The following is a 23,013-nucleotide window of genomic DNA, read 5'->3' on the forward strand; positions in this document are numbered from 1 at the left end:
TGATCGGCACCTTCAGGCAAATAGGTTCGCGGCTGACGCCTGCGCCACAGATTGATTCGGTGACAGGTGTTAAATGTCCTCCGGTAGCACAGTGTTCTGACCATATGGATTGGTTGGTTCTTGTCGTCAGGCTGACGGGCGCGGCATCCCGGACGAGGGTCGGCGTATGGTGGGAGCTGCGGAAGATCGGCGCGGCACCTGTCGTCTCCAGCGTGTGGACGGTTCCCGACACGCCGCCCTTCTCCGACGGGGTGCCGAAGGTGGTGGAGCTGGCTGATCGCGGCTGTGGAAGCGTGTTGGTCTTGCCGACCCGGGGCAGCGAGCTGAACCGGCCCCTCCCTCAACCGCATTCGCAGGCTCACGCACCGTATTGTTACTGCCTTCCGCGTTTTGTTCGGCGAGATTTTGAGTTGCGATGAGCGGTCGAGCATGGCCTCCCCAGCGAGAAAACTTCCGACCCATCTCTTGACGGTCGGCCATGAAGCTTGAAAGCGGGCTGCGACCTCACTGATGGGCCACCCATCCTCGACGACGAGGCGAGCGACTTTGAGTCGGTGACGCGGAGTCAGGGCAGCGTTGGCGTGTGAAATCAGTTCTCATATATTCAGCTGGGCGGCCCCGCGCGGGGCCGCCCAGCGTTTGATCCGGTCTGCCGAGTTCTTCAGAGAAGCGGGATGAGCTCCCCATGGATCCAGGTGCGCAGGCGCGTCGGTGTGGTGGTGAGTACTGAACGGTTTTGTTCGGATTCGAACCCCTCACGCAGGCCGGTGGACATCCCCAGGATTGCGTCGGCCATGCCGGGTGACATGCCCACCTGAAGGTACTGGTCACGCATCTGGGCATCGCTGATGCGCTCGACGTGAACCACCCGATCGAGCTCCTCAGAAATGATCGTCGCCGCTTGGGACCATGTCAGATCCTCGGGGCCGTGAACTGCCCGAACATGGCGTCCAGACCACTCTGGATTCAATAGGATAAGCGCTGCCACCTCAGCAATGTCTCGTGGGGCGACCCAGCTCATCGGCGAGTTGAGTGGCAGCACGGTCTGTAGCCGCCCGGACTTGATCGATGCCAGGTCCAACAACAAATTCGTGAAGAAGAAACCGCACCGCAGGTGTGTGACATCCACATCACAGGCGTCGAGGGCGACCTCCGTCTCAGCGAGGCCGTCGATCTCGCCCGCGCCATGACGCTTTTCCGCGCCGACGCTGCTTTGAAAGACGACCCGTCCGATGCGGTTCGCCTCGACCGAGGCGACGATTGACTCCGTCGCACGGCGATAGTCGCCCAGCGGATCAGGGGAGTCAGTGGATGGGTCGACCCAATAGATCGCATCGACACCAGCAGTAGCAGAGACCACTTGGTTCGGGTCGCGTGAGTCAGCCTTCACTAGGTCCACATGCTCGGCAAGGGCCGTGGAGACGTTCTCAGGGTGGCGGCTAAGCAATAGCGGTCTGACTCCGGCCCGGATGAGCATGCGCGTCAGGTGTTGACCAACGTTGCCTTGCGGAGTTGTGATGGCGATCTTCATGGTGAGTTCTCTCTGCCGTTCGTATGTCGTCCTACCACGCTAAATGCAGATCAGGCCTGATCCTGTCCGCATTTTCTGGGAACATGGATCCATGGACAACCCCTCGACACGATCACTCAGGTTGCTGGCGCTGCTCCAGTCGGGGCGCGATTGGGGCGGTCGCGATTTGGCGGATCGTCTGCAGGTGAGCGAACGAACCGTGCGGCGGGACACCATGCGTCTGCGCGATATGGGTTACGATGTCCGCTCCCGTCCGGGCCCAGGCGCTGCTTACGCACTGCGGCCGAGCATGAAGATTCCACCGTTGCTGCTCACGGCGGACGAGGTCGCGACAATCATCACAAGCCTGTTGATTCTCGAGGCATGGTCGCCCGACGACGCCACCGCTGCGACCGCGCGCGCGAAGCTCGAGCAGGTGCTGCCCAGAAAGCTTCAACAGCGTGCTGCGGCAGTTGCGCTCTCAACACAGGTCTTGCGAGAGCCTCCGGCGTCCGTGGATTGGCACCTCGTCGGGGAGATCGCTGACGCCGTCGCGAATGCTTCGCGGCTCACCTTCGACTACACCGACCAGTATGGTCGTCATTCGCATCGGACCGTGGAACCGTATCGACATCTCCTGCGTCAGCAGCGCTGGTATCTCATTGCCTATGACCTCACACGCGAGGATTGGCGCATTTTCCGCCTCGACCGTATGGAGGCAGCCGCAATCTCGCCCGGGTCGCATGATCCGCGAGCCTTCCCATGGGCCTCGATCGAGGATTGGCTCACAAGCAACTTCGGAGCAAGCGACGAACACTCAACTGATGTCCCCGGTCAGTACAATTAGAGCCGCGATTACACTGGCAATCAAGGTGATCATCATGCGACACCACCTTCCTCGGCCTCAGGCTCCGCAGAACGAGTCTTGATCTCGACACCACTGCGGCTCTTCATTTTCGAGAGCATCCCAGAGAAGAGCTTCGGGGAGACGATCAACGAAGCGATGAGGGCAGAAGCAGCTCCGGCGATCCAGATGTTTCCGAAGACTCCCAGGGCGACGGACAGACCGAATCTGAAGAGCATGTAGGCCAGGGTGAAGCCCAGCGCCAGCAGCGCCATGCGCCAGATGGGGGAGCGGCCCTGGAATTCCTGGAACTCCCGCCAGAGAGTCTTGAGAATGTTTCGTGACTCGGAGAAGTCCGAGCTGTTCTTCTCCGGCACGACGATGAGGCCGGCCTTGAACAGCATCGTCACGAGCTGAAGGAAGAAGAACGACAGGCCGGTGGCGGCCATGTCGAGCATTCCGGCGTTCGAGATCGCCCAGGCGGCCATGCCCACGGCTCCGCAGGCGAGCAGGCTGCCGAGCACGGTCCACGCATGGTTCTCCGGTCCTCCGCCTCGCTCGACGTTGATGTTGATGTTCTGGTGGTCAGTCATGGGATTGGGTCCTTTCGTTGATATTGATGACGTCGTTGAGTTCCATCTCGAGCTCGTCGCCGAGACCTCTCAGCACCGTGCGCCCTGTCCGCGACAACAGCACCATGAGGAGCAGCAGTGTCATGCCGCCCACGACGAGCCAGAGTCCCGCGGTCGCGAGGACGCTCATCACCGTTTCGATTGAATTCATGGTCTTTCCCTCTCTGTTTCGTTCTCGTCCGCGTACACCGGCTCGTCCTGCTCCTCGACCATCCAGTCCTCGAGCTCCTCGTCGTCGACGCTGATCTCGATGGGAGCGATGGCCGGTGCGTCGTTGTGCGGCGCTTCCTCCAGCTCGGCGTGCTCGAACACCTCGAGTTCGACCCCCTGGACGGCCGTCGCCGCCGTCCGTTCCACCCGAGCGACTGCGGGCCAGCCCCAGGCCCGCACGCGCCACCCGGCGCGAACGAGACCCAGCACGAGTTGCAGCCAGAGGTAGACAGTCAGGAATGCTGCGCCGCCTGCGAGTGGCCAGACCTCCAAGGAGCCGACGAGGACGCGGGCCACGCCCTCTGTCGCCAGCAGGGAGTGGGCGGTCAGTATCGCGACGCCGACCGCCGCGACGGCTCCCGCGGCTTTGAAGTACGGCATGCTCCGCATTCGGCCCCACCCCTCGACCTTCCGCCACCAGAGGCCGTATGCCCCGAGGCCGATGAGTAGCGCAGGCCCGACGAGCACGTAGGTCGCGGACATCCAGATCAGCGTCCAGATCAACCAGCCGGCCAGGTTTGCAGCGCCCTCCTCGCGGTGAACGCTGCGGTAGAAGATGTTGCGGGTCGTGACCTCGCCGAAGGCGCTGTCGCCGACGCCGGCCTCCAGCCGCTCGTGCTGCCGTGCGGTCACAGCGAGCTGCTCGGCCCGACGCCTCGCGCCGAGTCGGTGCCCGACTCGGGCTTTGAGCCAGGCGCTCCGTTCCTTCTCCCACCGGGTCGTGCTCACGGCGCATCCTCGGGCTGGTCGAGGCAGGCCTCGAGCTCCTGTTCCGTCTCCAGAGGCAGGCAGTCCACGATGCGGCTCTGCACGCCGATCTCAGCCACGTCGTTGGCGAAGCCGCCCCCGACCACGATCCCGAAGATGAAGATCGTGCCGACGACCACCAGCCCGATGACCGCCTGAAAGATGAACTTGCCCATTCGGGGCCTCCTTGGTCGTAGTGAATGGTCGAGGAAAACGTGTACCATAATACTATACCCACGACGGGTGTGGAACAACCGACGAGGCAGGAGAAGGAGCGTCGATGAGCAGGTCCTTGGACGCCAAGCAGACGATGGCCCTAACGACAGGCGATCGCGAATCGATTCGCCAGCAGGCGCGCTCCCGAGGCATCGGGAACGGGCTCTTGGCCCGTGCGTGTCTGCGGTACGGCCTCCTACGCATTGATTCGCCAGAGGTCGAAGAGTTGGTCGCCGAGGAAGCAGCCGATGAGCGGGAACGCATCAGCGCCGCCGGACGTGGAAACATCGCGCGCCGCTGGGGTGCGAAAGACGACAACAAGAAGGAGAGATGACCATGTTCAACAGCAAGAGGGTCACGCACTCAGCCAGAACTGCCGTCGCTGCGGAGACGGCACTGATCTACACGCGTCCGCCCACCCCTTTCGGCGGGTTCATTGACGGTGTGCCGGCTGAGACGGCCCCTCATCTGCTGGTGTCGGGAGTCAGCGGCTCGGGCAAGACCCGCCGCGTGCTCGCACCCGCGATTCTCATGTGGAACGGTCCAGTGGTCGCCGTGAGTAGCAAGCCCGATCTGATCCAGGAGTGTCTGCAGATGCGCTTGGCCCGCGGCGGCAAGGGCTGCACTTTTGTCCTCGACCTCTCAGGAGAGGTCCCCGATGACCAGCTGCCCGAGGGCGTGACGCGTGTGGTCGTCGACCCCACCGCGCTCGTGGAAAGCGACGACGACGCCCTCGACCTCGCGACGATTCTGCTGCAGTCGGGTTCGGCCGGGTCCGGTGGCGCTTCGGGTGGCGGCGGAGACGGGACCGCAGAGTTCTTCGAGACTCTTTCGACCGCTCCGTTGGCGGCGATCCTGCGGGCCGCTGGTCCGGACGGCATGGCCTGGGCGCGCTCGGCAGTCAGCAGGCTCAAGGGCGAGAGCGCGGAGGATGGGTCGCCGAGCTGGGTCACCGCGATCGATCGCCTCAAGGAGGTCTCGGCGATCCTGTCCGAGGAGCTGCTCTCCGCGTCCGTGCAGGACGAGAAGCAGGTCTCGAACGTGATGATCACGATGAAGGCCGCCGTCGCCCCATGGCTGCGCTCCACCGTTCGTGGTGACGGCACGACACCGCCGCTGACGCCGAAGATGCTCGAGCGCAAGGGGGCGACGCTGTTCATCGTGGCCCCGGCCACGGGTGTCGCCGCCGGTGCTGCAGTCGGAGCCGCCGGGGCCATCACCAAGCGCTGGCGGTCGAACCAAACGGAGAAGACGAAGCTGCCCCGCCTGCTCCTGGTGGTCGACGAGCTGTGCAACACGATGCCGTGGCAGGAACTCCCGACCGTGGTCACGGAGTCGAGGGCGATGGGCATCAACCTGCTCTGCGCCGTGCAGGCGACCAGCCAGTTTGAGCTGCGCTACGGCTCAGCGGGCATGACGGCGCTGCGCGACACTTGGCCCGCAGTGCTCTGCCTCGTCGGCGCTCCCGAGAAGGAGATCCTCGAGAAGGCGGCCTGGTGGTACGGCCAGACGGAGCAGCAGAAGACGACGGTCGACCACCTCGGCAAGCAGTCGCAGACCTCAGAGCGGGTCGAGGCGTTCCAGGGGTCGGACTTCCTCCCGAAGACGCGTAACGAGGGACGGCTTTTGCGGGGCCGTCGCCCCAACCTCGCCGAGGTCGATCATGACGGCATCCACGAGAAAGGACTGATGGTGACCCTCGTCGACATCAGCGCAATCCCGTTCACGTCGAAGCGGGTCGCCTGACGGTCAAGAAGAGGCCCCCGGAGCATTGCTCCGGGGGCCTTCTCGTGCGCGTTCACCGTGATCGCCCGGTGGCATCGGGTCTCATCGATCGATGCCGTGCGCCGACCTTTCCCGGCTCTCGCGCTGGGCGCGGGAGACCTGCTCGTAGGTACTTTCCGGGCGCTGCCTCTCCTTGGCTTGGGAATCGCCCTGATCGGCCGTGTCGGCACCAGTCGTCTCAGAAGCCTGCCGGCGCACGCTGCCGACGCGATCCTGCTGCTGGCTTTCGGCACCGGCCCTGTTCTGGCCGTCGCGCTTGACCTGCTGATCCGCTCGCGGCACATCGGCAGACTGCTCGGAGCGATCCTGCTCCGGACGGGACTTCTCCTGGCCGCGGTCGTGATCCTGTTCGACCTGCTGGTCCTGGTTCTGCTCTGTCTCCTGCTCCTGGGCCTGGCCCTCGACTGCCTTCTGACGCTCGAGTTCGGCCTCACGCTCGCGATCGAGTTGCTCCTGCTCCTCGATTTCAGCTTTGAATCGCTTGGTCCTGGCGCTGGCTCGCTGGGCGAGTTCCTTCTGCGCCTGCCGGTACTCGGGGGAATTCAACTCTTGCTCCCCGAAGCGGTGCTTGACCGCCTCTTCGTTTTCCTCGGCGAGCAGGTGACGGATCTGGGCCGCCTTCTCCTCGTCGATCTCCTGCTGGTCGATGGCGCTCTCGGTAGCCATGATTGCTGTCCTTTCTCTCTTGTCTGCCTCTTAGTCGGTTTTTCGATCGGAGCTACGACGTCTTGCGCCGCAGACGCTGCGCCTGGGCGCGGAGGTCCCGTGCCTGCCGGCGGTAGCGGTCGATCCGTTCGAGGGAGTCGTAGTACCCGCTCACTGATCGGTGGAGCATCGGAGTCTCCGCCTCCCGGTCATTCGCTTGGCGCTCGAATAAGTCCGCCCTCGACTCAAGGCCCCGGACCTCGATCTCAGTCACCCTGTTCATCGGTCATCACCTCCTCTCCGTCTCCTCGTCATCGGCTCATGCTCCGATTGCGGTCGCGGCCCTCGTGAGCCTTCGAGACGATCTCGTACGCGCTCGGCTTGTTCTTCCTGGTCTGCCTGTCGGTGCGCTCGGCCGCACGCCCGCGGTCCTCAGAAGATCGCTGATCGGCCAGGACGTCCTGGCCGATCAGCTCCCGACTGGAGGACTGGAACGTGTTGGGGTTGGGGACGTGACCGCCCTGCCTGGGCATCCCGATGTCGGAGGCCAGGCCATAGACCGTCTTCCCTTCGGTCTTGACGCAGTTCTCGCCGGCGGCAATCTTGAGTCGGTCGTACTGCTGGGCGGTCAGCTGCGTCCAGGTCTGCATGACCTCGCGGTCGGTGCCGTCCTTCTGTCTGCGCGTCCTTTTCTCGGCGAACAGGTGCAGACCTGGTCGCTGGCGCTCTCCTGGCTCGGGTGTGGCAATCTGGAAGTCGACGTAGGCCCCACCGTCGGCCCTCTCGCTGCGCACTACGGCGATCAGCTCCGCACTGCGGCGCTCCTCCATGCTCAGGACCCGTGCCCGGCGCTCATCGCGCTTCGGCGTCGGACGCTTCGGCCTGGGGGCTGCCGGCTCCGGCGACCGCTCTGGCTGCGAGGCGCGATCTTCTGCGGGCTCCTTGTCCGGAGAGGCTGAAGCTGCCTCGGACGTACGGCCAGCACTGCGGGGATACTCCTGTTCTGCCGGCTTCTGACGCTGCGTGAGCTCGGCGCGCACCGCCTGGAGGTCGGTCTTGAGCGAGCCTTCCAACGCATGTGCGTAGAGCTGCCCATCGACCATCTGCGCGGCGACCCTTGGATCCGCGGTCGGGTGCTGCCGCAAGTGCTCATCGATGAGTGTCCGACGAACCTCGGCCAGCTCTCGGCCGAAGTCGCGCTCGTAGGGCTTGAGCACCTCAGTTGCTGTGGTGACCGTCTTCGGTCGGGGCTGATGTCGAGGCGGCTCGCACTCGGTCTGCTGGGCCTGGCGCTCTGCACGGGCCATGCCGTCGGCAGCGCGCTGCAGTATCGCGACCTCCGCGTCCGGCAGTCTCTCGATCTCTTTCGGCGGGCCGACCTCGCCGCGTGCGAACGGCTTCCAGCTTCCCTGCGCGATATAGTCGAGCTGCTCCTGTGCCCCGCCGACGGTGGCGGTCGCATTGGCGTAGCGATCTCCGAGCTTCGTGCTGGCGATCGGTTGCGTCCTACCCGGCACGACGAAGGAGCGAATCTTGACCTCGCAGGCATTCGTCCTTCTCAGCTTCAGCGCGACATCGCCTGTGGCAGCGACCTCTGCGGCCAGACGCTCAATGCGTTCGGCGTCGTCGAGTCCGGCCAGTTTCGCGGGGTCCGCGGCGAGCCCTGCATACCCGGTCTCGATACCGCGCCGGGCACGGTCGTGATCGGAGATCTCGCCACGCTCTCGTGCCCAGAAGTCCTGCTCCGTGTGACGCACAGCCCGGTACTCACAGCTGCCGACCTCCGGCAACACCGAGCGGTCCTGCGGCGACAGCCCGAACTCGTGGCCGCGGGCCTCGAGGAACTGATCCCAGGCTGCGCGGTAGGTGTCGACGTGCGTGATCGCGCCGGCAACGCGTTGCCCCCGGCTGTACTGCCGACCCTCAACCACCATGTCGGTGTGCACGACGGCGTTCATCGCCTCGTGGACGTGGAACTTGCCGCCCTCGCCGCGCTCGATCGCGATCTTGGAACCGGTGGCGTCACCGTGGGCGACGAACTTGGACTGCGTCCCCGGCATGTGCTCTTCGCGGAAGGCGACGACGGCTTCGAAGGCCCGCTGGGTCTGCTGAGGGTCCTGCGGATTGACCGTCGCCAGGTCGAAGCTGAAGACGAAGTGCTTGGCCTCGTCGCGCTTGACGTAGGGCACCTCGGGAGCAATCCGAATAGTCGTCGCGGTCTCACCGGGCTTCGCCGCGCGCCAGTTCTTGCCGATCTTGATGTGCGTCGCGTCGGCCGGGTCCTCGGGCTCCTTGTACTTGGCGGCGACCTTGCGCACCGCGCCCTGCTGGCCGTGCATCTCCCGCAGTGCCCGGAACTCCTGTGCCGCAGTCTCCGGCCGGCAGTGCTGGCCGGATTGGTAAAGCACGCGGGGCAGGTCGTTGCCCTCCTTCTCGCGATCCAAGTAGGCATCGAGGTTGCTCGACGACGTCGACGGAATGTGTTTCACTGTGGCAGACACGAGGTCACCACCGACTCGACGTAGGCATCCTGGTGAGCGAGAACCGAGGTGCGATCCTTGACCGCCGAGAGCTGTCGCCCGATGCCTTCGACCGCCTCCGTCGGGATGGTTCCTGCGGCTCCCAGATTGATCTGGTGCCCGAGCTTCACGAGCTGATTGCAGCTCACGCCTATCGCGTGCACCTGCTTGGTGAGCTCGTTGTACGCCCGCGTCCGATCTTCCATTGCTGCGACGATCGTGTCGACGTCGTTGCCCGACAGGGCCTCCTTGCCTTCGGCGGCGTCGGCCCTGTCCAGGTCGTCATCATCGAGTGCTTCGATAAGGCGGCGCACGGCGTCGGGCCGGCTCGGTAGCGCCGGCTCCATCGCCTGCACCGCGGCCAGGCGCTGCGCCTGTTTGGAGGTCAGTCGCGTGAACACTTCGGCGACGTATTTCGAGGTGCTCTTTGGTTGCGCCCGCTTCACCGTGACCATCGAAATCCGCCTCCCCTGAGATGCATCTGTACATTGCGGTCAATGAAAGCATCTACCGAAATTATACCGTCTGGTTGTCGGTATGTACAGGAAAGAGGCATCGATGCGGCGACATAGCCAGCAATCAGCCCAGATATCAGACGTCGCGCAAGCGCTCGTCCGAATCAGTGCTGTGCTGGCCAGGGGGCTGCGCCCCCATGGACCCCCGGTACTCATCCCTCGCGCTCCGCGCTCGGCTGCGAACCCGCTCGTGGCCTGCTCGCGACGACCTGCTCATCTGCTGGCGACGCCGCGCAGTATAGAAGCAGGAGTCGACGGGAACCAGACGTGGCAGCAGGGCCTCGCAGGCGTCTGCCGCGATGCTTCGATGTCGATCCGCAGCCGTCATCGGGTGCGATTAATCAGTCGTGCGACCCCAATGACGCCGCGTAACAAAGTGGCCTATTCGGACCCATCGCCGACCAGTCGACGACCGAAAAAGATGCCGACGGTATCCGGATATGACCGACACGTCGGGGGAGTTGGCCCCTTCGCCCGTTGAAGGGCTCGTTGCGTCCAAATCGAGGCTCGATTGGACCCGGGAATGACTAACGCTGGAGGGATGGAGAGTTGGGGCCCATTGATGACCTATTCGCACTCTCGAAACGTCCGCAACGCACCCGTCAATGGCCATCCTTGCTTTGAGGTACGAAGAAGCCCCGGCTATCAACTGATCACAGGGGCTTCTGGGCGGTCGTCGAGCCTGTAGCTACGACGCTTTGGATGTTGCCTCGACACTGCTTCCGACCTTGCCGGGCACCGCCGTCGGCACTGGCGGCGTGATCGGCTTAGACGCCTTGACCGCCGTGTCGATGGCCGCTTTGAGCCGCTGCATCCGCATCGTCTCGTCCGGGTCGGGATCGACCGTCCTCGGCTTTCCGGTCTTCCTGTCCAGGATCACCTCGCCGGTGCGCTTGTTGCGCCGCTGTTCGAGCTCGACTGTGTCGATGCCGAACTGCTCCAGCAGTTCCTCGACGAGCGCGACGCGCGCCCGTCCGCTCGTTGTCAGCGCGTCGTCGAGAGCCTTGTCGTGGGCGGCCTGCTCGGCCCGGATGGCTTCGAGCTGCCGTTGATTCTCGGCCTCCTGCTCCTCCAGTCGGCGGGCGAGCTCGGCGGCCTTGCTTGTCGTGTAGGTGGTCATCGTTCTCTCCTTACATTGATGCTGAGTTCGTGATTCTTTCGGCCAGGCCTAACGGCCTGGCGGGTCTGCGGGAAGTCCCGCGCTCAGCGCGGGGGAGGGGCGCGTTCATCGTGGGATTCGACGGTTCTCGTCAGGGTCATGGGATATTCCTCTTCCCTGCGTGGGCCAGGCCTCGCAGGACGGCGTCGAGGGCGTCGTCGTCGAGACCGCAGACCGCGTCGGAGAGGTCGAGCGGGTGTTCGGCTGAGGCGAGGCTCATCACGATGGTCAGCACCCGTCGCTCGCCGCCACTGAGAACACCTTTCTCGACCGCGGCTATGTCGGGGTCGAACCAGTGCTGGCCACATGCGTCGAGCCGAATCCATGGACCGTAGAGGAGTCGTCCACCGCACGCGGTCGCAATCAATTCGACCGCTGCCTCGAGGGGGAGAAGACCTCGTGCCCAGTCACGTAGCCCTGTTGCCACACGGCCCACAGGATCGTCGTGATCATCGCTCATTGTGGTGAAGACCTTTGGACTCGTCATACTCGATCAGTTCGTTCGCACGGTGGAAAACCCACGTCGCGACGCGCTCGAGGTCCATTTCGTCCGGAACAATCAACGATGTTCGGAATGCTGGATCTGACCAGAAGTAGATGTCGGAATCAACGGCGACGACGCGTTTGAGCTGACCGTCACCACAATCGAAGCTCGCGACCGCGGTCTGTCGCTCGATATTAAACGACATGTCTACGTTCACCAGACCGAAGCGTTGGTGCAGGAGGTGTGTCAGCCTTTCACTGTCCTGGCCAATACGCATTGTCCAGGTCACGATGTCGGCGACTCGCTCCACCGGGGTCGAGGCCGGAAGACTGTGTTCTGTGTTCAGGACCTGCCCGAAGTCGTTGCATCTCCCAGTTTCACCCCACGTGAATTGCCCCTTGTGCTGGCCCTCACTCCAGAGGGACACGCACTCTACGATTTCCGTGGCATCGACGATATTGAAAGCGGCGTCGCCATTGACTTGGCTCAGCCCTCCGATGCCCCAGCCATCTTCTCGGATCAGTTCCGCGAGCTCCTTGACGAGCGGCTCGATCCCACGTTTTACCGGCATCCTTTTGTCGTACTGGACCTGTAGCCCCAGGCGTGCGGCAGGCGGATTGGCACGGTAATGTTCGAACCAGGGGGCACAGAAGTCTCGACCTTCGATAGAGTTACAGCTTCTGCAAAGCAGGCCCCTGACCAACCCGGTGTAATGGTCGTGGTCAACGACCAGACGTTTGCGTGTCTCCCCGCAAACAGCGCAGCGGCCAGCCTGGTGCTCCCTCAGCAGAGCGATCGGGTCGATATCGACGGCGTAGTCCTGGTCGGTGGTGCTCATTTTTTGTTCCTCTCGTAGCTTTCCGCGGCGAATGTCGCTGGATCATGTTTGTGAGCCTCAGTCACCCGAGGTGGGGCCTGGCCTTCCAGTTGCTTTGCGCCTATTTTCCGCAACCATTGCCGCCGACCGGTCGAGCAGGAATGGCCGACCGTTGCGGCGCTCCCGGTGCTTCGACCGTGGCGGCAAGACCTGTTGCACGGCTTCGTAGAGCAGCCACGCCACGTCGCCGTCGGAGTAGCGGGTCTTCTTGAGGAAGCCGATGACGACGAGGTGTCGTTGCATCTCCCTGTGCAAAGTCCCCAGGACTGAGAACTCCCACCGCGACGTGTCGTTCTCGAAGTCGTCGAGTGACTTGAGCCGAGGCTCAGCCTTGTCCAGCGTTCGACTGACGATCTCTTCGCCACCGGCGATCTCCGGGGCCTCGACCGCAGTGCGGACTTCGGTCGAGACGGCCTGGGTGACCTTGGCGCTGCGTGCCAATGAGGCGTAGAGGGCGGCTGTCGATGAGTACCGTTCCTCGGTCTCGTCGACGGCCCGGGCCCGTTCCCAGACGTCTTCGGAGATCGGCCGGCGAGTGAAGGTGCACCAGTGCTCTAAGAGGATCTCGTAGTAGCCGTGCTCTTCGCGCAGCACCTTCTTGCCCACCGTAATCTTGTGGTCGTGGAAATTCTCCGGCAGCGGTGTCACTAGGTGGAAGCCCCGCCCCGACATCGACGTCTCGGCGTAGAGCGTTTCAGGAATTGTGAGCAACTGCGTCGAGATCTCCGCAGGGCAGTCCGGCTCGATGTCGATGACCATGAGACCATCGCTCAGAGCCTGCAGGTAAAAGGCCGCGTTAGCTGCGTTCGGCAGTTGCTCGGTCAACTCGTCGAGCGTGACCAGGCACTGCTCATCACGAGCCCAAGCCCCACGAACACGACCACCGGTGTCGAGCAGGTGGCGCATATCGACGGGAGCTTTTCCCTTGCTCTCCTCGCCGAGTCGTCCCGAGACGGTCCAGCGGGCAGCACCAGCCAGCGTCGCGGTGGCAGAGTTGCCATAGAACTCAGGGAAGCATGCCCGAGGGTCGATAGCCTCGATGATGGTGGTCATTTCACTCACTACCCAGTTTTGAGCGCAGCGTCTGGCCGTCGCCGTTACCGCCGACCCAACGGTCACAGGTTGCGTTCGTGGACTCCTCCTGCGCCTTGACACTGGCGTCACGCTGGGCGACGAGGCCATCGAGCTCGGGCAGACTGATCCGCAACGGAATGAGTGCGAGCATCAGCTCGTGGTCAACGCCTTCGGAGCGCTCTGCAAGCAGTCCGTACTCGTCGTACCACGTCGACGCGGAGCAGTTCGGATTGCGGCAGTCGAAGTGCAGGCCCTTCCTGTGTGCAGTGACATGGTCAGAAACGCAGTCGGGAACAGCGCCGTCACGCATGACGCGCCCCTCCCATTCGTCGAGGTCGAGGCTGTAGAGGCTTCTGGCCCGCTGCGCCGTGGCGATCGCATCGTTGTCGAACCCATCCTCAGGTGCGATCAGAACCCACGTTTTGGCGCGCTTGCTCCTCGGGTCGGGAGCAACAGCATCGACGGTCCAACCGGCCTTGCGAAGGTCAGGGGCACGCCTCTTGAGCGCCCCGTCGACGCCCCGGGGGCGTGGCCAATACTTCTGATCGGCCGACGCCGGCATCCGCAGGATCTTGTGCAGGTCGGAACCGGTTCCCTCCCAGCGCCCGGTCACCTGTTCCGTCAGGGCCACGAGGAAGTCGTCAGTCTCCACGATCGAGGTGGCGATCGTCTCCTGCGACAGTGTGTAGTACTCGAGCCCGTTGGACCCGGTGGCCAGGTCGAGAGCGGCGAGAATCTCGGCGAAGTCGGCCATGCGCGGCTTCTCGTCCAGGTGCACTTCGGGGAGCTTCTGCAGCGTCATGACGACGAGATCGAGGAGTCCGCCGAGCATGGACGGGTACGCCTTCGCCCAGGCGGCGTTGAGCTCGTGCTCCGACTTCCTCTCTGTCGCCGAGATGACCCCGAGGTTGCCCCAGACCGCGCGCTCGGCAAAGTCACTGTTGAGGGACCCGACGTCGATGCTTGTGATGCTGATGACGCCCTGCGTTTTAATGACATAAGCGTCGCCGTTGGTGTAAAAGGTCCGATTGACGTCGGCGTCTCCGGTCACTGTTCTGCACATCGCATCCGAGAGCCAGTGCGAGATCGAACTCAAGTTGTCAAAAATCGTTCCCCGTGATGACTGAACCGCATGGATATACGAGTCGGCGTCACTGGGCGGTCGTCGGACCGGAGCCGTCGTCGGGTCGATGAGGGCAAAGACTCGGCGCGCGGAACTCGTCTTGGCGGTTCCCTGTTCGCCCAGCAGTGCCAGGATCGGGCAGGGCAGGCCGACAAGGACGTGAGCCCCGACGAGGAAGCCACGCAGCACCTGGCGATCATCTTCGGAAGGCATGTTGACGAACTGCCACAACTGCTCGAGGTCACCGCCGGGCTCCGGGATCGGCAGTGGTGCTGTGAGATTGGTACGGCGGAATAGGACCGGCACATCGCAGTTCGCGTTCAAGACCTCCCAGCCCGTGGGCGTGACGTGGATGACGCGCTCGTCAGCGTCACCCACGTCAATGTAGATCTGGTCTGGATTCGGGCGCGCGGCGCGGAGGAAGAGCTGAGTGGGTTCGCCGGTGTACTCAGCCTCGGCCTCGAGGACGGCGATCGCCTCGGTCAGGGCGTTTTGCGATGCAGGCCTGCCCGTCTGACGGTAGAAGAGGCCGCCGAGCTGTTTGCGTACAGAGAAGCGGCTATCAACGAGTGGGCGTGCGACGTGGCCACCCTTGCGGACACCGAACGCCTTGCCATCGTTGTCGATGCCGAGGTCGTAGCAGTCGAATGCGAGTTCGACGAGCTGCTTGGCCACCGACTTCTTCTCACCTTTTTTTGGGGGCCGACTGCTGGTCATCGGTGCTCTGGTTTTCGCTTTCGCCATTGGGTACAATGGTCATGTTCAATTCCCTTCATGGAAATGCCTGATTTCGAGTGGTCGACTCTTCAGGCGGATGGATTTTGAAAGAACGCCCCGGTTGCCGCCGGGGCGTTTTCATATCTAGCTATCTCAGTCGGCCGTAGCTGGCAGTCGCCCCTCGGTGGCAAGCTGGTCGTCCAACGCCCGCCACTCTGACAGTTCTTGCTCGAGCTCCTCCCAGCTCAGCTGACAGAATTCGGCGTCGATGTCGGCATCGATGCGGAACATGACGGCAAGGCCGTCGGAGTTCACAGTCTCGGCGATCACTCCGTGATCCAGTCGCTTGTCACGCCAGAAGTGAAGAATCTCGGCGTCTGTATCAGGTCGGCGCTCGATCGCGTCGGTCAGTCGTTGCTTCAAGTCGTAAATGGAGGTGCCCTTCCTTAGTTGGAGACGAAGTTCTCACGCCGTACCGGCTGGACGTTCCAGTGACACCAGCCAGTTCAAGACGGTGCTGCGCCGATACAGCACTGTGCGACCGGACTTGATGTAGTCAGGGCCAATGCCTGTTGCGCGATGCAGACGCTGCGTACGCGGGCTGACTCTCAAGATCTGGGCTGCTTCCGCTTCGCTGATGAAGTCGTCGTCGGGCTCAATGGTCCTCATGTCAGTTCCCTTTCATGTCATCGGTAGGAATAATTCAACAGTACTTGAATTGCCTGGTAATGACAAGAAAAGGAAGGTCCTGCCATGAATTGCCATCGCTATTGCCGTGTCATGTCAGCCCAAGGAACTATGCTCGGACTATGGAGTACATGCGTTTACCGATCAGAGTTTCGACCACGGACATCACGGAACGCGGATGGTCCCTGCATGTCTCGTCTGAGAGTGTGGAGCCAATTCCGGGAGTAAGTGCGCCCTGCGTTGTGCATGCCAACGGCCCAGTCGACACGCTCCCGCCACACCTTGCAAGTGGCATCGATGAGACGGATAAGGGAGTGGCGCTTGAAGTCGAGGCGACCTTTGACGAGGAACAAGGCCGATTCCTCCTTCGCCGTCTCGGCGTGGCGGCACCTGTTGAAGGGGAAGTCACAGGAATCCTGTTGCGGCAAATTGCGCCGCTGGGCCTGGTGAGATGGCTCGTGCCACACACGTTTACGATGACTCTTGAATCGTTCGGGCCCTATGTGGCGAACTTCGTCACCCCAGATGTTCAACCCGCTGTGGAGCCCGGCGTCAGTTCGAAAGCATCACTTCGGGATGCTGCGATGATCTATCGACTCGCCGAGGTCGTTCGCGAGCCACCAGTGAAGGCCGTGGCCGAAAGTCTGGGTCTCCAAACGCGGACGGCGACGAATTGGATAGTCCGCGCAAGGAAGCAGGGGCTTCTACCGTGATGAGGCCAAGTGATTGCAAGTGCGGGGTCTCGAGATCGCCGCATTGTCTTCCTGACGCACTCGGGATGCTCCGCCAATCGAAGTCCGGGCGACAGGTGGGCAAGATCTATTGACGGCGTCAAATGCGGAAATGCGGAACTTGCCCGACACATCTCTTGTTGTTACCAAGCCCTCTGTCATCTTTCGACCTGTAAGGAGAGGAATAGGTAGGCTCCGTCCGCACTTCCGCACTTAAGCCGACGGAAATAGTCCTCACCAGGAGAAACAGGTCAGCGGAACTGTCTGCGGAACTTGTGCGGAACGTTCGCAGCGACAAGTTCCGCAGACAGTTCCGCAGACTTCCGTGGTGCTCGGGAAGGCGTCTTCCTTGGCCGACTGGTGCAATGAAGCTGCAGGTGGCGTGCCGCTGCGCGCTCTCGCAGTAGGAACACTTTCGCGAATGTGGCAAAGTAATGATGAACCGTTTTGCTACCACGACAACCCTGAAGGAGCCTCATGCCGAGCATGCCCGATCCGTCGACAGAGGTGGCCCCGGATCTACAAGTCCCGCCGGAGTCGGCCCTCCTGCGGATGACGTATAAGAAGTCGGGGATCAAGGTTGCCGACCTCGCCGCGGCTTCGGGATTGAGTGTCAGCTCAATCCACATTGCGCTCAACGGGTTCCGTTATCGAGACGGCGTGGCCAGGGTTGCGGTGCCGCCTGACCGCACGCTGGTGAAGCTTGGCTCGGTCCTCGGCGTTGAGCCGGACGCATTGCGCGAAGCAGGCCGAGAACGCGCCGCTGAACTTCTGGACGAGGTCAGTGAGTCTGACCAGAGTCTGCCGACGACCTTCAGCTCCGATGCTGAGGCTAAGGCTCACGCTGCTGGTAGGGCCGCCCTGGCTCGGCAGGTGCTCGCAGCGTTCAGCCTCGAGGAGCTTCGCGCCGAAGTCTCGCGCCGGGAGGAAGGTGGCGCGCGTATGTGACAGTCACGGATTTCTGCGATGACCGGATCAATTACAGAAACATCGACAAGGTAGCGTCAATCGAACCCCAGCTGTTCACTGAGGAAGAGCACACGACAGGAGCATTTGGCGCTGCTTACTACGACCCTCCAGAGTTCAAGTTCTCTTGGTTTCAAACGATCGGCGTCGAAGCGGGTGCGCTCCGAAACTTCAGCGTCGAGCGTTCTGACGCGTTTCCAGACACCGATGGAGTGTTAGACCAATCTGCCTCGTCATTTGATGCGGTCGGTGTTGGCTGAACCGACACTTGGGTCAAATAGCCAACTCAGACCTCGCAGTATCCATACCCTCGTCGCCGGCGCAGCCGAAGAGGTGTGGGTGTGACTCCAATCAGTCTGGCATCACGGGTAACCACCACGGGAGCAGCTCGGTGCGAGAACATAGCCTGGCTGAGCAATTTCGAACTCGACAGATCCACACAGGCAATTGGAACTACGTGGTTCTTCCGCGGAGAGAACTGTTTCCCCAGACCTTCCCACCCTGTTGCTGAGTCCGGGCATCATGTAACGTCACTTGTGTCGGCAGCGGTCGCAGCTGTCGGCGCGCTGTTATATATCAACGACGATGGGCAGCACAATGAGCAGAAAATTCACGTTTGAGGTCGACCGGCGATACCGACAGGCGAACAAAGAGGCACTCGTCGCATTTCTTTATTGGGTTATTTACCTCGTGCTCACCTCCGCGGTGGCACTAGGCATCGGGCTGAATAAGCCTGCCGAAGATATCGACTTTATCCTCGGCTTTCCTGCTTGGTTCTTTTACTCCGCCGGCGTAGTCCTGGTGGTTCTCTGTGTCCTTCCGTACTTCATCGTCCGTTTCTTCTACCGGGACTATTCTCTTGACGCTGAGGAACCTGAGTTCCGTACTCCTCCCGAGTCGGAAGAGGAACAACGATGAATCTGTCTCAGCTCCTGCCAACCATCATCTATCTCCTCCTCATCGCTGGCATCGGCGTATGGGCCGCTCTTGATCAGAAGCGTTCAGCTACTGGGAAGAAGACGGAGAACTATTACGTTGGCGGTCGTCGACTAGGGCCATTCGTACTGATCTTTACTATTCTTGCGTCGGCCGCCAGCGCCGGGACGTTCATCGGCGGGCCTGGCCTTGGCTATGACAGCGGTCTCAGCTGGGTTCTCATGGGACTGTTTCAGACGCCGACTGCCCTGCTCACTGTCGGTCTGCTCGGTAAGAAGTATGCAATCCTGGCGCGGAAACTTAACTTCTATACATTCATCGATTTCTTCAAAGAAAGATATGCCAACAAATTCGTCGTCATTGTCGCATCAATTGGCATCATCATCTTCCTCACCGCATACATGGTCGCCCAGTACGCGGGTGGTGCTCACATCCTGAACTCCGTGACTGGCGTTCCCTATCCAACCCTCGTCTGGGTGTTTGCTGGAATCGTCGCCATATACACCGCATTCGGTGGCTTCATGGGAGCTTCGATCAATGACACCGCTCAGGGCGTCATCATGTTCGTCGGTAGCATCGTACTGTGGTTCGGCGTCTTCGCCTTCCTCGGAACCCCGACTCCCATGGATCACGAGTTCGCCGTTCGCTTTCCTGACCTTGTCACCTTGCCAGGCGGTATTGATGCAACACCCGCAAACTTCGTATCCTACTCAGTTATCTTCGGTCTGCTCATCGTGGCGATGCCACACACCGCTGTCCGAGCGATGTCGTACCGCGACTCCATCACGGCCCACCGGACCATGATCTGGAGTCCATTGGTCATGGCTGTGTTCTCGCTGGGGTTCGCTGTGATGGGTGTCGTTGCACGCCTTATCGACGCCAGCTTGGAAAATCCGGATTTGGCTATTCCGACGCTCATCTCTACGACAATGCCCGGTCCACTCGGGGGCGCATTGTTCGCTGCGCCGCTGGCCGCAATCATGTCGACGGTGTCGTCTATGTTGCTCATCGTTTCCGGTGCCGTTGTTCGCGACGTCTACAACAATTTCTTCAACACGAAGCTTGGAGATGGGTCTCGGGCACGGATGAGCATGGTCGTGAGCCTCATCATTGGGTTTATCGTCTTGCTGATTGCTCTGAAGCCTCCTCCAGCTCTCGAGCTCATCGTTATCTTCGCGATCTCTGGACTGGGTGCCACTTTCTTTGTCCCATTGATCGGTGGACTGTACTGGTCGCGCGGCAATGGCTACGGCGCTGCCGTCTCCATGGTCTGCGGATTAGCCTGGTACATCGTCGGTGAGCAATGGGTTCCTGCCTTGGGCCTCGGGTTCCAACCGGTCGTCACAGCGATCCTCGTCGCAATATTGACCTATGTAGTTGTCAGTCTGATCACTCCACCACCTACGCGCGAGATACTAGTCAAGTTCTGGGGTACCTATCGAGAGATTCAGAAGCTCGATTCCGAACGAACAGGAGAATAATGATGGCGCAACGAGCCGATGTGGTGCTGACCGGTGGTCGAGTCATCGATCCTGAGACAGGATTTGACGACATCGCTGACGTAGGTATCGGCGGAGGGAAGATTGTTTCCATCGGCACTGATTCTGTAGAGGCGGCCCAAGTCGTTGACGTGACTGGGCATGTCGTCGCCCCCGGTTTCATCGATCTGCACAGCCACGCTCAGAATCTTCCTGGTCACCGATTGCAGGCACTCGATGGGGTGACAACGACACTTGAGCTCGAAGCTGGTGCGTTGCCCATCGCCGACTACTACGCCGCAGCGGTGTCTGAAGGCCGACCGCTGAACTTCGGATATTCCGCCGGGTGGGTCCATGCCAGGATGAGTGTTCTCGACGGTGCCCCAGATGCTGACCCTCTCCACGACCCCGGCGACCGTCTGGGGATGAGCACTTTCGAGAAGTTCCAAGATGGGCCTCGCTGGCGCGAGGCTGCTGACACTTCAGAAATCGACGATATTCTTGCTCGGGTCCGTGAACAGATCGCAGCAGGTGCAATCGGAGTTGGTGTCCTAGCTGGGTATGCGCCCGGGTTCACCCAGCAAGAACTTGATGGTCTGGCCCAGCTTGCCTCTGCGGTCCAGCAGCCTCTGTTCGTCCACTCTCGTTCAATGGCCGACGTCGATCATGGGGGAGCGCTCGACGCGGTGCGGGAGCTGATTGACGTCGCTGAACGCTTTGATGCTCCAATTCACCTGTGTCATATGAATTCGACTTCGGGACAGCGGATCAACTCGATCGTTGAAGAGATGCGAGAGGCTCAAGCGCGGGGAGTCTCAATCACGACGGAGGCGTACCCGTATGGCGCAGGATCAACGGTCATTGGCGCATCGTTCCTAGATCCGCAGCGCTTGGCGGCAAACAACATGTCGCCTGAGTCAATCATCTATTTGGCAACGGGGGAGCGTATCGCTTCTCCCGAGCGCCTTACTGAGATTCGTGAAGCCGACCCAGGTGGGATATGCGTCCTCGAGAACTTCGATCTGACTGACGAACGCCAGAAGGGCCTACTGTTCGAAGCGCTTACCTATCCAGACGCAGCAATGGCATCCGATGCGATCGCGGTGACGTTCAACGGTGACGAAAAGCATCGTGAAGCGGCAGAAGCTGCGATAGCAGGAGACGTGTGGCCATTGCCGGACGGGCTAATCGCCCACCCACGAAGCTCTGGCTGTTTTGCAACTGTATTCAGTTGGCTGGTCCGTGACGCCAAGGTTCTCGGTTTAACAGACGCGCTCCGCCGATGCACTCTCATCCCCGCTGACATTCTTGGCGACGCTGCCCCGTCGATGCGTGGGAAGGGGCGGTTGCAAGTGGGAGCAGACGCTGACATTTGTGTGTTTGATCCTGAAAGCATTTCCGCAAATGGAGACTATCAGCACCTTGGGACTTCTACCGGGATCGAATATCTCTACGTCTCTGGCACACCAGTCGTTGCAAAGGGGCAAATGATCCCGACCGCGTTGCCGGGCAAGCCCATATATGGTTCGAAACGAGGCAGTGCCCTCGGATAAACAACATCCTGAAGTGGAGGAACCCGGAAAGCGGTAAGCATCTGCTGCCTTGCAGCGGATGCTTCGACATTACAACTAGTCGAACTACACCTGCGCGGCGTGGAAGAGGAACCGAAGCCCCAAAGCATCGAACCTGGGGGTCGGCACAAGCACGATCTGCTTCGGGAGTGGACACCAAGTCACGCACTCGTTCGTTCCTGGAACCCAGGAGCCTGGCGGCGGAGCTACAGAGCTCCAGAGGAAGAAAGCGAGTGGCTACGCGGTCTAGTCCATTTCGGGCTCTGCCATTGCGGGAGCCGGAATGCGGAACCCTCGGGTGGTGATGAGGAGGAATGCGAAGCCGACCAGCGCCCAGACCACGCCGACGATCTTCGCGTTCGTGTCCAGGCTCAGCCAGAGAGCGAGGTTGATGACCACGCCCAATGAGGGAAGGATGATGCCGGCGAAGACCCCGATTCGTCCTTGAGGTCGCAGGTATTTCACGGTCGCGAAAATCAGCGAGAGATTGACTGCTCCAAATGCGACGTAGGCACCGAAGTTGATCAGCGAGGCTGCCGACGCGAGATCGAGGAGCATCGCCGAGCAGGCTAGGACCGCAATGAAGACGATGTTGATCACCGGAACACCAGTGCGCCGATTGATGCGGCCGAACATGCGCCGGGGTAGCGTACCGTCGCGGCCCATGGCATAGAGCAGGCGAGCAGCGCTCATCTGCTGGGTCAGACCGCATCCCAGGACTGCGAACATGTAGCCGCCGACGAACAACGCTTGGAAGAGTGCTCCACCGATGTATTGCGCGATCTCGGGGGATGCGCCGACGATGTCTCCGACGGTGGAGACATCAGGGAAGAGGATCTGCATCGTGTAGGTAATGGCGACGAAGAAGACGCCAGCGCTAACGACGATGAGGATAATCGCTCGCGGGATATCAGTCTTCGGGCGGATCGCCTCTTCGGACATTGTCGTGACAGCGTCGAAGCCGAGGAACGATAGTGCCAACAGAGACGCACCTCCAAGCAGGGCACCGGTCGGGACACCGGTGGGGGCGAACGGTGTGAGACTGAGAGCAGCACCATCAATGCCCATGGCGATGTTGCGAATGGCAAAGAACAGGAATGCGGCGGCGACGACGATCTGGACGACGACGAGAATGACATTGACCTGGGCTGCCAGCTTCACACCGACGACGTTGAGTAGCGTGCAGATGACGATCGTCGACAGCACCCACACCCAAGCTGGAACGCTCGGCAGGACTGCGCCCATGTAGATGGCGGCCAGAAGTGCGTTGAGCATGGGCAGCAGGAGGTAATCAAGAGTTGCAGCCCATCCGACCATGAACCCGACATGGGGATTCAGGGTCTCTCTGGCGTAGGTGTAGGCCGAGCCCGCGCCCGGATAGTAGCGGGACATTTTCGCATAACTGAGCCCAGTGATGGTGACGGCGATGATGATGAGTATGTAGGCCAGTGGCACCCGGCCGTTGGTGGCTTCGGCGACGATGCCGAACGTGTCGAAGACCGCTAGCGGGGCCATATAAGCGAGTCCGAGGAAGACAATGTGTCGGAGTTTGAGGCGGCGGCGCAGGCCTCTTTCTCCTGTCGGCAC

At 61.6% G+C, this 23,013-nt stretch carries 27 protein-coding genes and 1 pseudogene; 10 read left to right on the top strand and 18 right to left on the bottom strand.

Annotated elements, in window-relative coordinates:
• Positions 1–104: 104 nt before the first annotated feature.
• Complete coding sequence (locus tag INT29_RS20795) at positions 105–419, top strand: Chromate resistance protein ChrB (protein ID WP_413463168.1); 315 nt, start codon at positions 105–107, stop codon at positions 417–419.
• Here the strand turns inward: INT29_RS20795 and INT29_RS16300 are convergent.
• Positions 318–593 (bottom strand): annotated as a pseudogene (locus tag INT29_RS16300) (helix-turn-helix domain-containing protein); the annotation flags it as partial. The gene INT29_RS20795 and the pseudogene INT29_RS16300 overlap by 102 nt on opposite strands.
• A gap of 68 nt (positions 594–661) precedes the next feature.
• Complete coding sequence (locus tag INT29_RS16305) at positions 662–1,531, bottom strand: NAD(P)H-binding protein (RefSeq protein WP_193072431.1); 870 nt, start codon at positions 1,529–1,531, stop codon at positions 662–664.
• A gap of 91 nt (positions 1,532–1,622) precedes the next feature.
• Between INT29_RS16305 and INT29_RS16310 the strand changes: the two genes are divergently transcribed.
• Positions 1,623–2,357 (top strand): helix-turn-helix transcriptional regulator, encoded by a 735-nt coding sequence (locus INT29_RS16310; protein ID WP_193072432.1) that lies wholly within the window; start codon positions 1,623–1,625, stop codon positions 2,355–2,357.
• A gap of 32 nt (positions 2,358–2,389) precedes the next feature.
• Here INT29_RS16310 and INT29_RS16315 read toward each other — a convergent pair whose 3' ends face one another.
• Genes INT29_RS16315 through INT29_RS16330 form a run of 4 tightly spaced genes read right to left on the bottom strand, consistent with a single transcriptional unit; the run spans position 2,390 to position 4,119 of the window.
• Positions 2,390–2,947, bottom strand: a complete 558-nt coding sequence (locus tag INT29_RS16315; RefSeq protein WP_193072433.1) for a hypothetical protein — start codon at positions 2,945–2,947, stop codon at positions 2,390–2,392.
• Entirely contained in the window at positions 2,940–3,137 is a 198-nt protein-coding gene (locus INT29_RS16320) for a hypothetical protein (RefSeq protein ID WP_193072434.1), read from the bottom strand. Before INT29_RS16320 ends, INT29_RS16315 begins: the two co-directional genes overlap by 8 nt.
• A complete protein-coding gene (locus INT29_RS16325; protein ID WP_193072435.1) occupies positions 3,134–3,925 on the bottom strand; it encodes a hypothetical protein in 792 nt (263 codons plus the stop codon). The genes INT29_RS16320 and INT29_RS16325 overlap by 4 nt, the downstream gene beginning before the upstream one ends.
• Positions 3,922–4,119 (bottom strand): hypothetical protein, encoded by a 198-nt coding sequence (locus INT29_RS16330; protein WP_193072436.1) that lies wholly within the window; start codon positions 4,117–4,119, stop codon positions 3,922–3,924. The genes INT29_RS16325 and INT29_RS16330 overlap by 4 nt, the downstream gene beginning before the upstream one ends.
• Before the next feature lie 104 nt (positions 4,120–4,223).
• Here INT29_RS16330 and INT29_RS16335 point away from each other — a divergent pair, with 104 nt between their 5' ends.
• Positions 4,224–4,493, top strand: a complete 270-nt coding sequence (locus INT29_RS16335) for a hypothetical protein (RefSeq protein ID WP_193072438.1) — start codon at positions 4,224–4,226, stop codon at positions 4,491–4,493.
• Between the two features lie 2 nt (positions 4,494–4,495).
• The gene (locus INT29_RS16340) at positions 4,496–5,905 is read left to right on the top strand and encodes a type IV secretory system conjugative DNA transfer family protein (protein WP_193072439.1); all 1,410 of its coding nucleotides are present in this window, start codon (positions 4,496–4,498) and stop codon (positions 5,903–5,905) included.
• 81 nt (positions 5,906–5,986) lie between these two features.
• On the opposite strand, the gene INT29_RS16345 is transcribed toward INT29_RS16340, so the two are convergent.
• The 11 genes from INT29_RS16345 to INT29_RS16395 all read right to left on the bottom strand — a co-directional run bounded on the left by INT29_RS16345 (position 5,987) and on the right by INT29_RS16395 (position 15,726).
• Entirely contained in the window at positions 5,987–6,610 is a 624-nt protein-coding gene (locus INT29_RS16345; protein WP_193072440.1) for a hypothetical protein, read from the bottom strand.
• A gap of 52 nt (positions 6,611–6,662) precedes the next feature.
• Positions 6,663–6,872: a hypothetical protein gene (locus tag INT29_RS16350; RefSeq protein ID WP_193072441.1), complete on the bottom strand. Its 210-nt coding sequence runs from the start codon at positions 6,870–6,872 to the stop codon at positions 6,663–6,665.
• A gap of 28 nt (positions 6,873–6,900) precedes the next feature.
• Complete coding sequence (locus tag INT29_RS16355; RefSeq protein WP_193072442.1) at positions 6,901–9,090, bottom strand: hypothetical protein; 2,190 nt, start codon at positions 9,088–9,090, stop codon at positions 6,901–6,903.
• Positions 9,075–9,563 (bottom strand): hypothetical protein, encoded by a 489-nt coding sequence (locus INT29_RS16360; RefSeq protein ID WP_193072443.1) that lies wholly within the window; start codon positions 9,561–9,563, stop codon positions 9,075–9,077. Before INT29_RS16360 ends, INT29_RS16355 begins: the two co-directional genes overlap by 16 nt.
• Before the next feature lie 748 nt (positions 9,564–10,311).
• On the bottom strand, positions 10,312–10,743 hold the full coding sequence (locus INT29_RS16365) for a hypothetical protein (RefSeq protein ID WP_193072444.1): 432 nt from the start codon (positions 10,741–10,743) through the stop codon (positions 10,312–10,314).
• 136 nt (positions 10,744–10,879) lie between these two features.
• Complete coding sequence (locus INT29_RS16370; RefSeq protein ID WP_193072445.1) at positions 10,880–11,242, bottom strand: hypothetical protein; 363 nt, start codon at positions 11,240–11,242, stop codon at positions 10,880–10,882.
• A complete protein-coding gene (locus INT29_RS16375; RefSeq protein WP_193072446.1) occupies positions 11,232–12,104 on the bottom strand; it encodes an endonuclease domain-containing protein in 873 nt (290 codons plus the stop codon). Before INT29_RS16375 ends, INT29_RS16370 begins: the two co-directional genes overlap by 11 nt.
• Before the next feature lie 57 nt (positions 12,105–12,161).
• Positions 12,162–13,196 (bottom strand): hypothetical protein, encoded by a 1,035-nt coding sequence (locus INT29_RS16380; RefSeq protein ID WP_226842110.1) that lies wholly within the window; start codon positions 13,194–13,196, stop codon positions 12,162–12,164.
• Between the two features lies 1 nt (position 13,197).
• On the bottom strand, positions 13,198–15,084 hold the full coding sequence (locus tag INT29_RS16385; protein WP_193072447.1) for an ATP-binding protein: 1,887 nt from the start codon (positions 15,082–15,084) through the stop codon (positions 13,198–13,200).
• 126 nt (positions 15,085–15,210) lie between these two features.
• Positions 15,211–15,480, bottom strand: coding sequence for a hypothetical protein (locus tag INT29_RS16390; RefSeq protein ID WP_193072449.1), 270 nt, complete (start codon positions 15,478–15,480; stop codon positions 15,211–15,213).
• A 42-nt stretch (positions 15,481–15,522) separates the two neighbouring features.
• Positions 15,523–15,726 (bottom strand): helix-turn-helix transcriptional regulator, encoded by a 204-nt coding sequence (locus INT29_RS16395; protein ID WP_193072450.1) that lies wholly within the window; start codon positions 15,724–15,726, stop codon positions 15,523–15,525.
• Positions 15,727–15,866: 140 nt separating this feature from the next.
• Between INT29_RS16395 and INT29_RS16400 the strand changes: the two genes are divergently transcribed.
• The 6 genes from INT29_RS16400 (at position 15,867) to INT29_RS16425 (ending at position 21,408) form a co-directional block, all read left to right on the top strand.
• Positions 15,867–16,457 (top strand): hypothetical protein, encoded by a 591-nt coding sequence (locus INT29_RS16400; protein WP_193072451.1) that lies wholly within the window; start codon positions 15,867–15,869, stop codon positions 16,455–16,457.
• Positions 16,458–16,952: 495 nt separating this feature from the next.
• On the top strand, positions 16,953–17,423 hold the full coding sequence (locus tag INT29_RS16405) for a MarR family winged helix-turn-helix transcriptional regulator (RefSeq protein WP_193072452.1): 471 nt from the start codon (positions 16,953–16,955) through the stop codon (positions 17,421–17,423).
• Positions 17,420–17,701 (top strand): hypothetical protein, encoded by a 282-nt coding sequence (locus INT29_RS16410; protein ID WP_193072454.1) that lies wholly within the window; start codon positions 17,420–17,422, stop codon positions 17,699–17,701. Before INT29_RS16405 ends, INT29_RS16410 begins: the two co-directional genes overlap by 4 nt.
• Positions 17,702–18,038: 337 nt before the next feature.
• Positions 18,039–18,359, top strand: a complete 321-nt coding sequence (locus tag INT29_RS16415) for a YhdT family protein (RefSeq protein ID WP_193072455.1) — start codon at positions 18,039–18,041, stop codon at positions 18,357–18,359.
• The gene (gene panF / locus INT29_RS16420; RefSeq protein WP_193072457.1) at positions 18,356–19,858 is read left to right on the top strand and encodes a sodium/pantothenate symporter; all 1,503 of its coding nucleotides are present in this window, start codon (positions 18,356–18,358) and stop codon (positions 19,856–19,858) included. The genes INT29_RS16415 and panF overlap by 4 nt, the downstream gene beginning before the upstream one ends.
• Positions 19,859–19,860: 2 nt before the next feature.
• Complete coding sequence (locus INT29_RS16425) at positions 19,861–21,408, top strand: amidohydrolase family protein (RefSeq protein WP_264298594.1); 1,548 nt, start codon at positions 19,861–19,863, stop codon at positions 21,406–21,408.
• Between the two features lie 264 nt (positions 21,409–21,672).
• Here the strand turns inward: INT29_RS16425 and INT29_RS16430 are convergent, their stop codons facing one another.
• Complete coding sequence (locus tag INT29_RS16430; RefSeq protein WP_319020930.1) at positions 21,673–23,013, bottom strand: APC family permease; 1,341 nt, start codon at positions 23,011–23,013, stop codon at positions 21,673–21,675.

The organism is Brevibacterium sp. FME37 (assembly GCF_014897485.1).
In the GTDB taxonomy this organism is placed as follows: Bacteria; Actinomycetota; Actinomycetes; order Actinomycetales; family Brevibacteriaceae; genus Brevibacterium.

Coding starts and splice junctions, on each gene's coding strand:
- INT29_RS20795 (WP_413463168.1), top strand. CDS start 105: ATGGATTGGTTGGTTCTTGTCGTCAGGCTGACGGGCGCGGCATCCCGG.
- INT29_RS16305 (WP_193072431.1), bottom strand. CDS start 1,531: ATGAAGATCGCCATCACAACTCCGCAAGGCAACGTTGGTCAACACCTG.
- INT29_RS16310 (WP_193072432.1), top strand. CDS start 1,623: ATGGACAACCCCTCGACACGATCACTCAGGTTGCTGGCGCTGCTCCAG.
- INT29_RS16315 (WP_193072433.1), bottom strand. CDS start 2,947: ATGACTGACCACCAGAACATCAACATCAACGTCGAGCGAGGCGGAGGA.
- INT29_RS16320 (WP_193072434.1), bottom strand. CDS start 3,137: ATGAATTCAATCGAAACGGTGATGAGCGTCCTCGCGACCGCGGGACTC.
- INT29_RS16330 (WP_193072436.1), bottom strand. CDS start 4,119: ATGGGCAAGTTCATCTTTCAGGCGGTCATCGGGCTGGTGGTCGTCGGC.
- INT29_RS16335 (WP_193072438.1), top strand. CDS start 4,224: ATGAGCAGGTCCTTGGACGCCAAGCAGACGATGGCCCTAACGACAGGC.
- INT29_RS16340 (WP_193072439.1), top strand. CDS start 4,496: ATGTTCAACAGCAAGAGGGTCACGCACTCAGCCAGAACTGCCGTCGCT.
- INT29_RS16345 (WP_193072440.1), bottom strand. CDS start 6,610: ATGGCTACCGAGAGCGCCATCGACCAGCAGGAGATCGACGAGGAGAAG.
- INT29_RS16350 (WP_193072441.1), bottom strand. CDS start 6,872: ATGAACAGGGTGACTGAGATCGAGGTCCGGGGCCTTGAGTCGAGGGCG.
- INT29_RS16360 (WP_193072443.1), bottom strand. CDS start 9,563: ATGGTCACGGTGAAGCGGGCGCAACCAAAGAGCACCTCGAAATACGTC.
- INT29_RS16365 (WP_193072444.1), bottom strand. CDS start 10,743: ATGACCACCTACACGACAAGCAAGGCCGCCGAGCTCGCCCGCCGACTG.
- INT29_RS16370 (WP_193072445.1), bottom strand. CDS start 11,242: ATGAGCGATGATCACGACGATCCTGTGGGCCGTGTGGCAACAGGGCTA.
- INT29_RS16375 (WP_193072446.1), bottom strand. CDS start 12,104: ATGAGCACCACCGACCAGGACTACGCCGTCGATATCGACCCGATCGCT.
- INT29_RS16380 (WP_226842110.1), bottom strand. CDS start 13,196: ATGACCACCATCATCGAGGCTATCGACCCTCGGGCATGCTTCCCTGAG.
- INT29_RS16385 (WP_193072447.1), bottom strand. CDS start 15,084: ATGGCGAAAGCGAAAACCAGAGCACCGATGACCAGCAGTCGGCCCCCA.
- INT29_RS16395 (WP_193072450.1), bottom strand. CDS start 15,726: ATGAGGACCATTGAGCCCGACGACGACTTCATCAGCGAAGCGGAAGCA.
- INT29_RS16400 (WP_193072451.1), top strand. CDS start 15,867: ATGGAGTACATGCGTTTACCGATCAGAGTTTCGACCACGGACATCACG.
- INT29_RS16405 (WP_193072452.1), top strand. CDS start 16,953: ATGCCGAGCATGCCCGATCCGTCGACAGAGGTGGCCCCGGATCTACAA.
- INT29_RS16415 (WP_193072455.1), top strand. CDS start 18,039: ATGAGCAGAAAATTCACGTTTGAGGTCGACCGGCGATACCGACAGGCG.
- panF (WP_193072457.1), top strand. CDS start 18,356: ATGAATCTGTCTCAGCTCCTGCCAACCATCATCTATCTCCTCCTCATC.
- INT29_RS16425 (WP_264298594.1), top strand. CDS start 19,861: ATGGCGCAACGAGCCGATGTGGTGCTGACCGGTGGTCGAGTCATCGAT.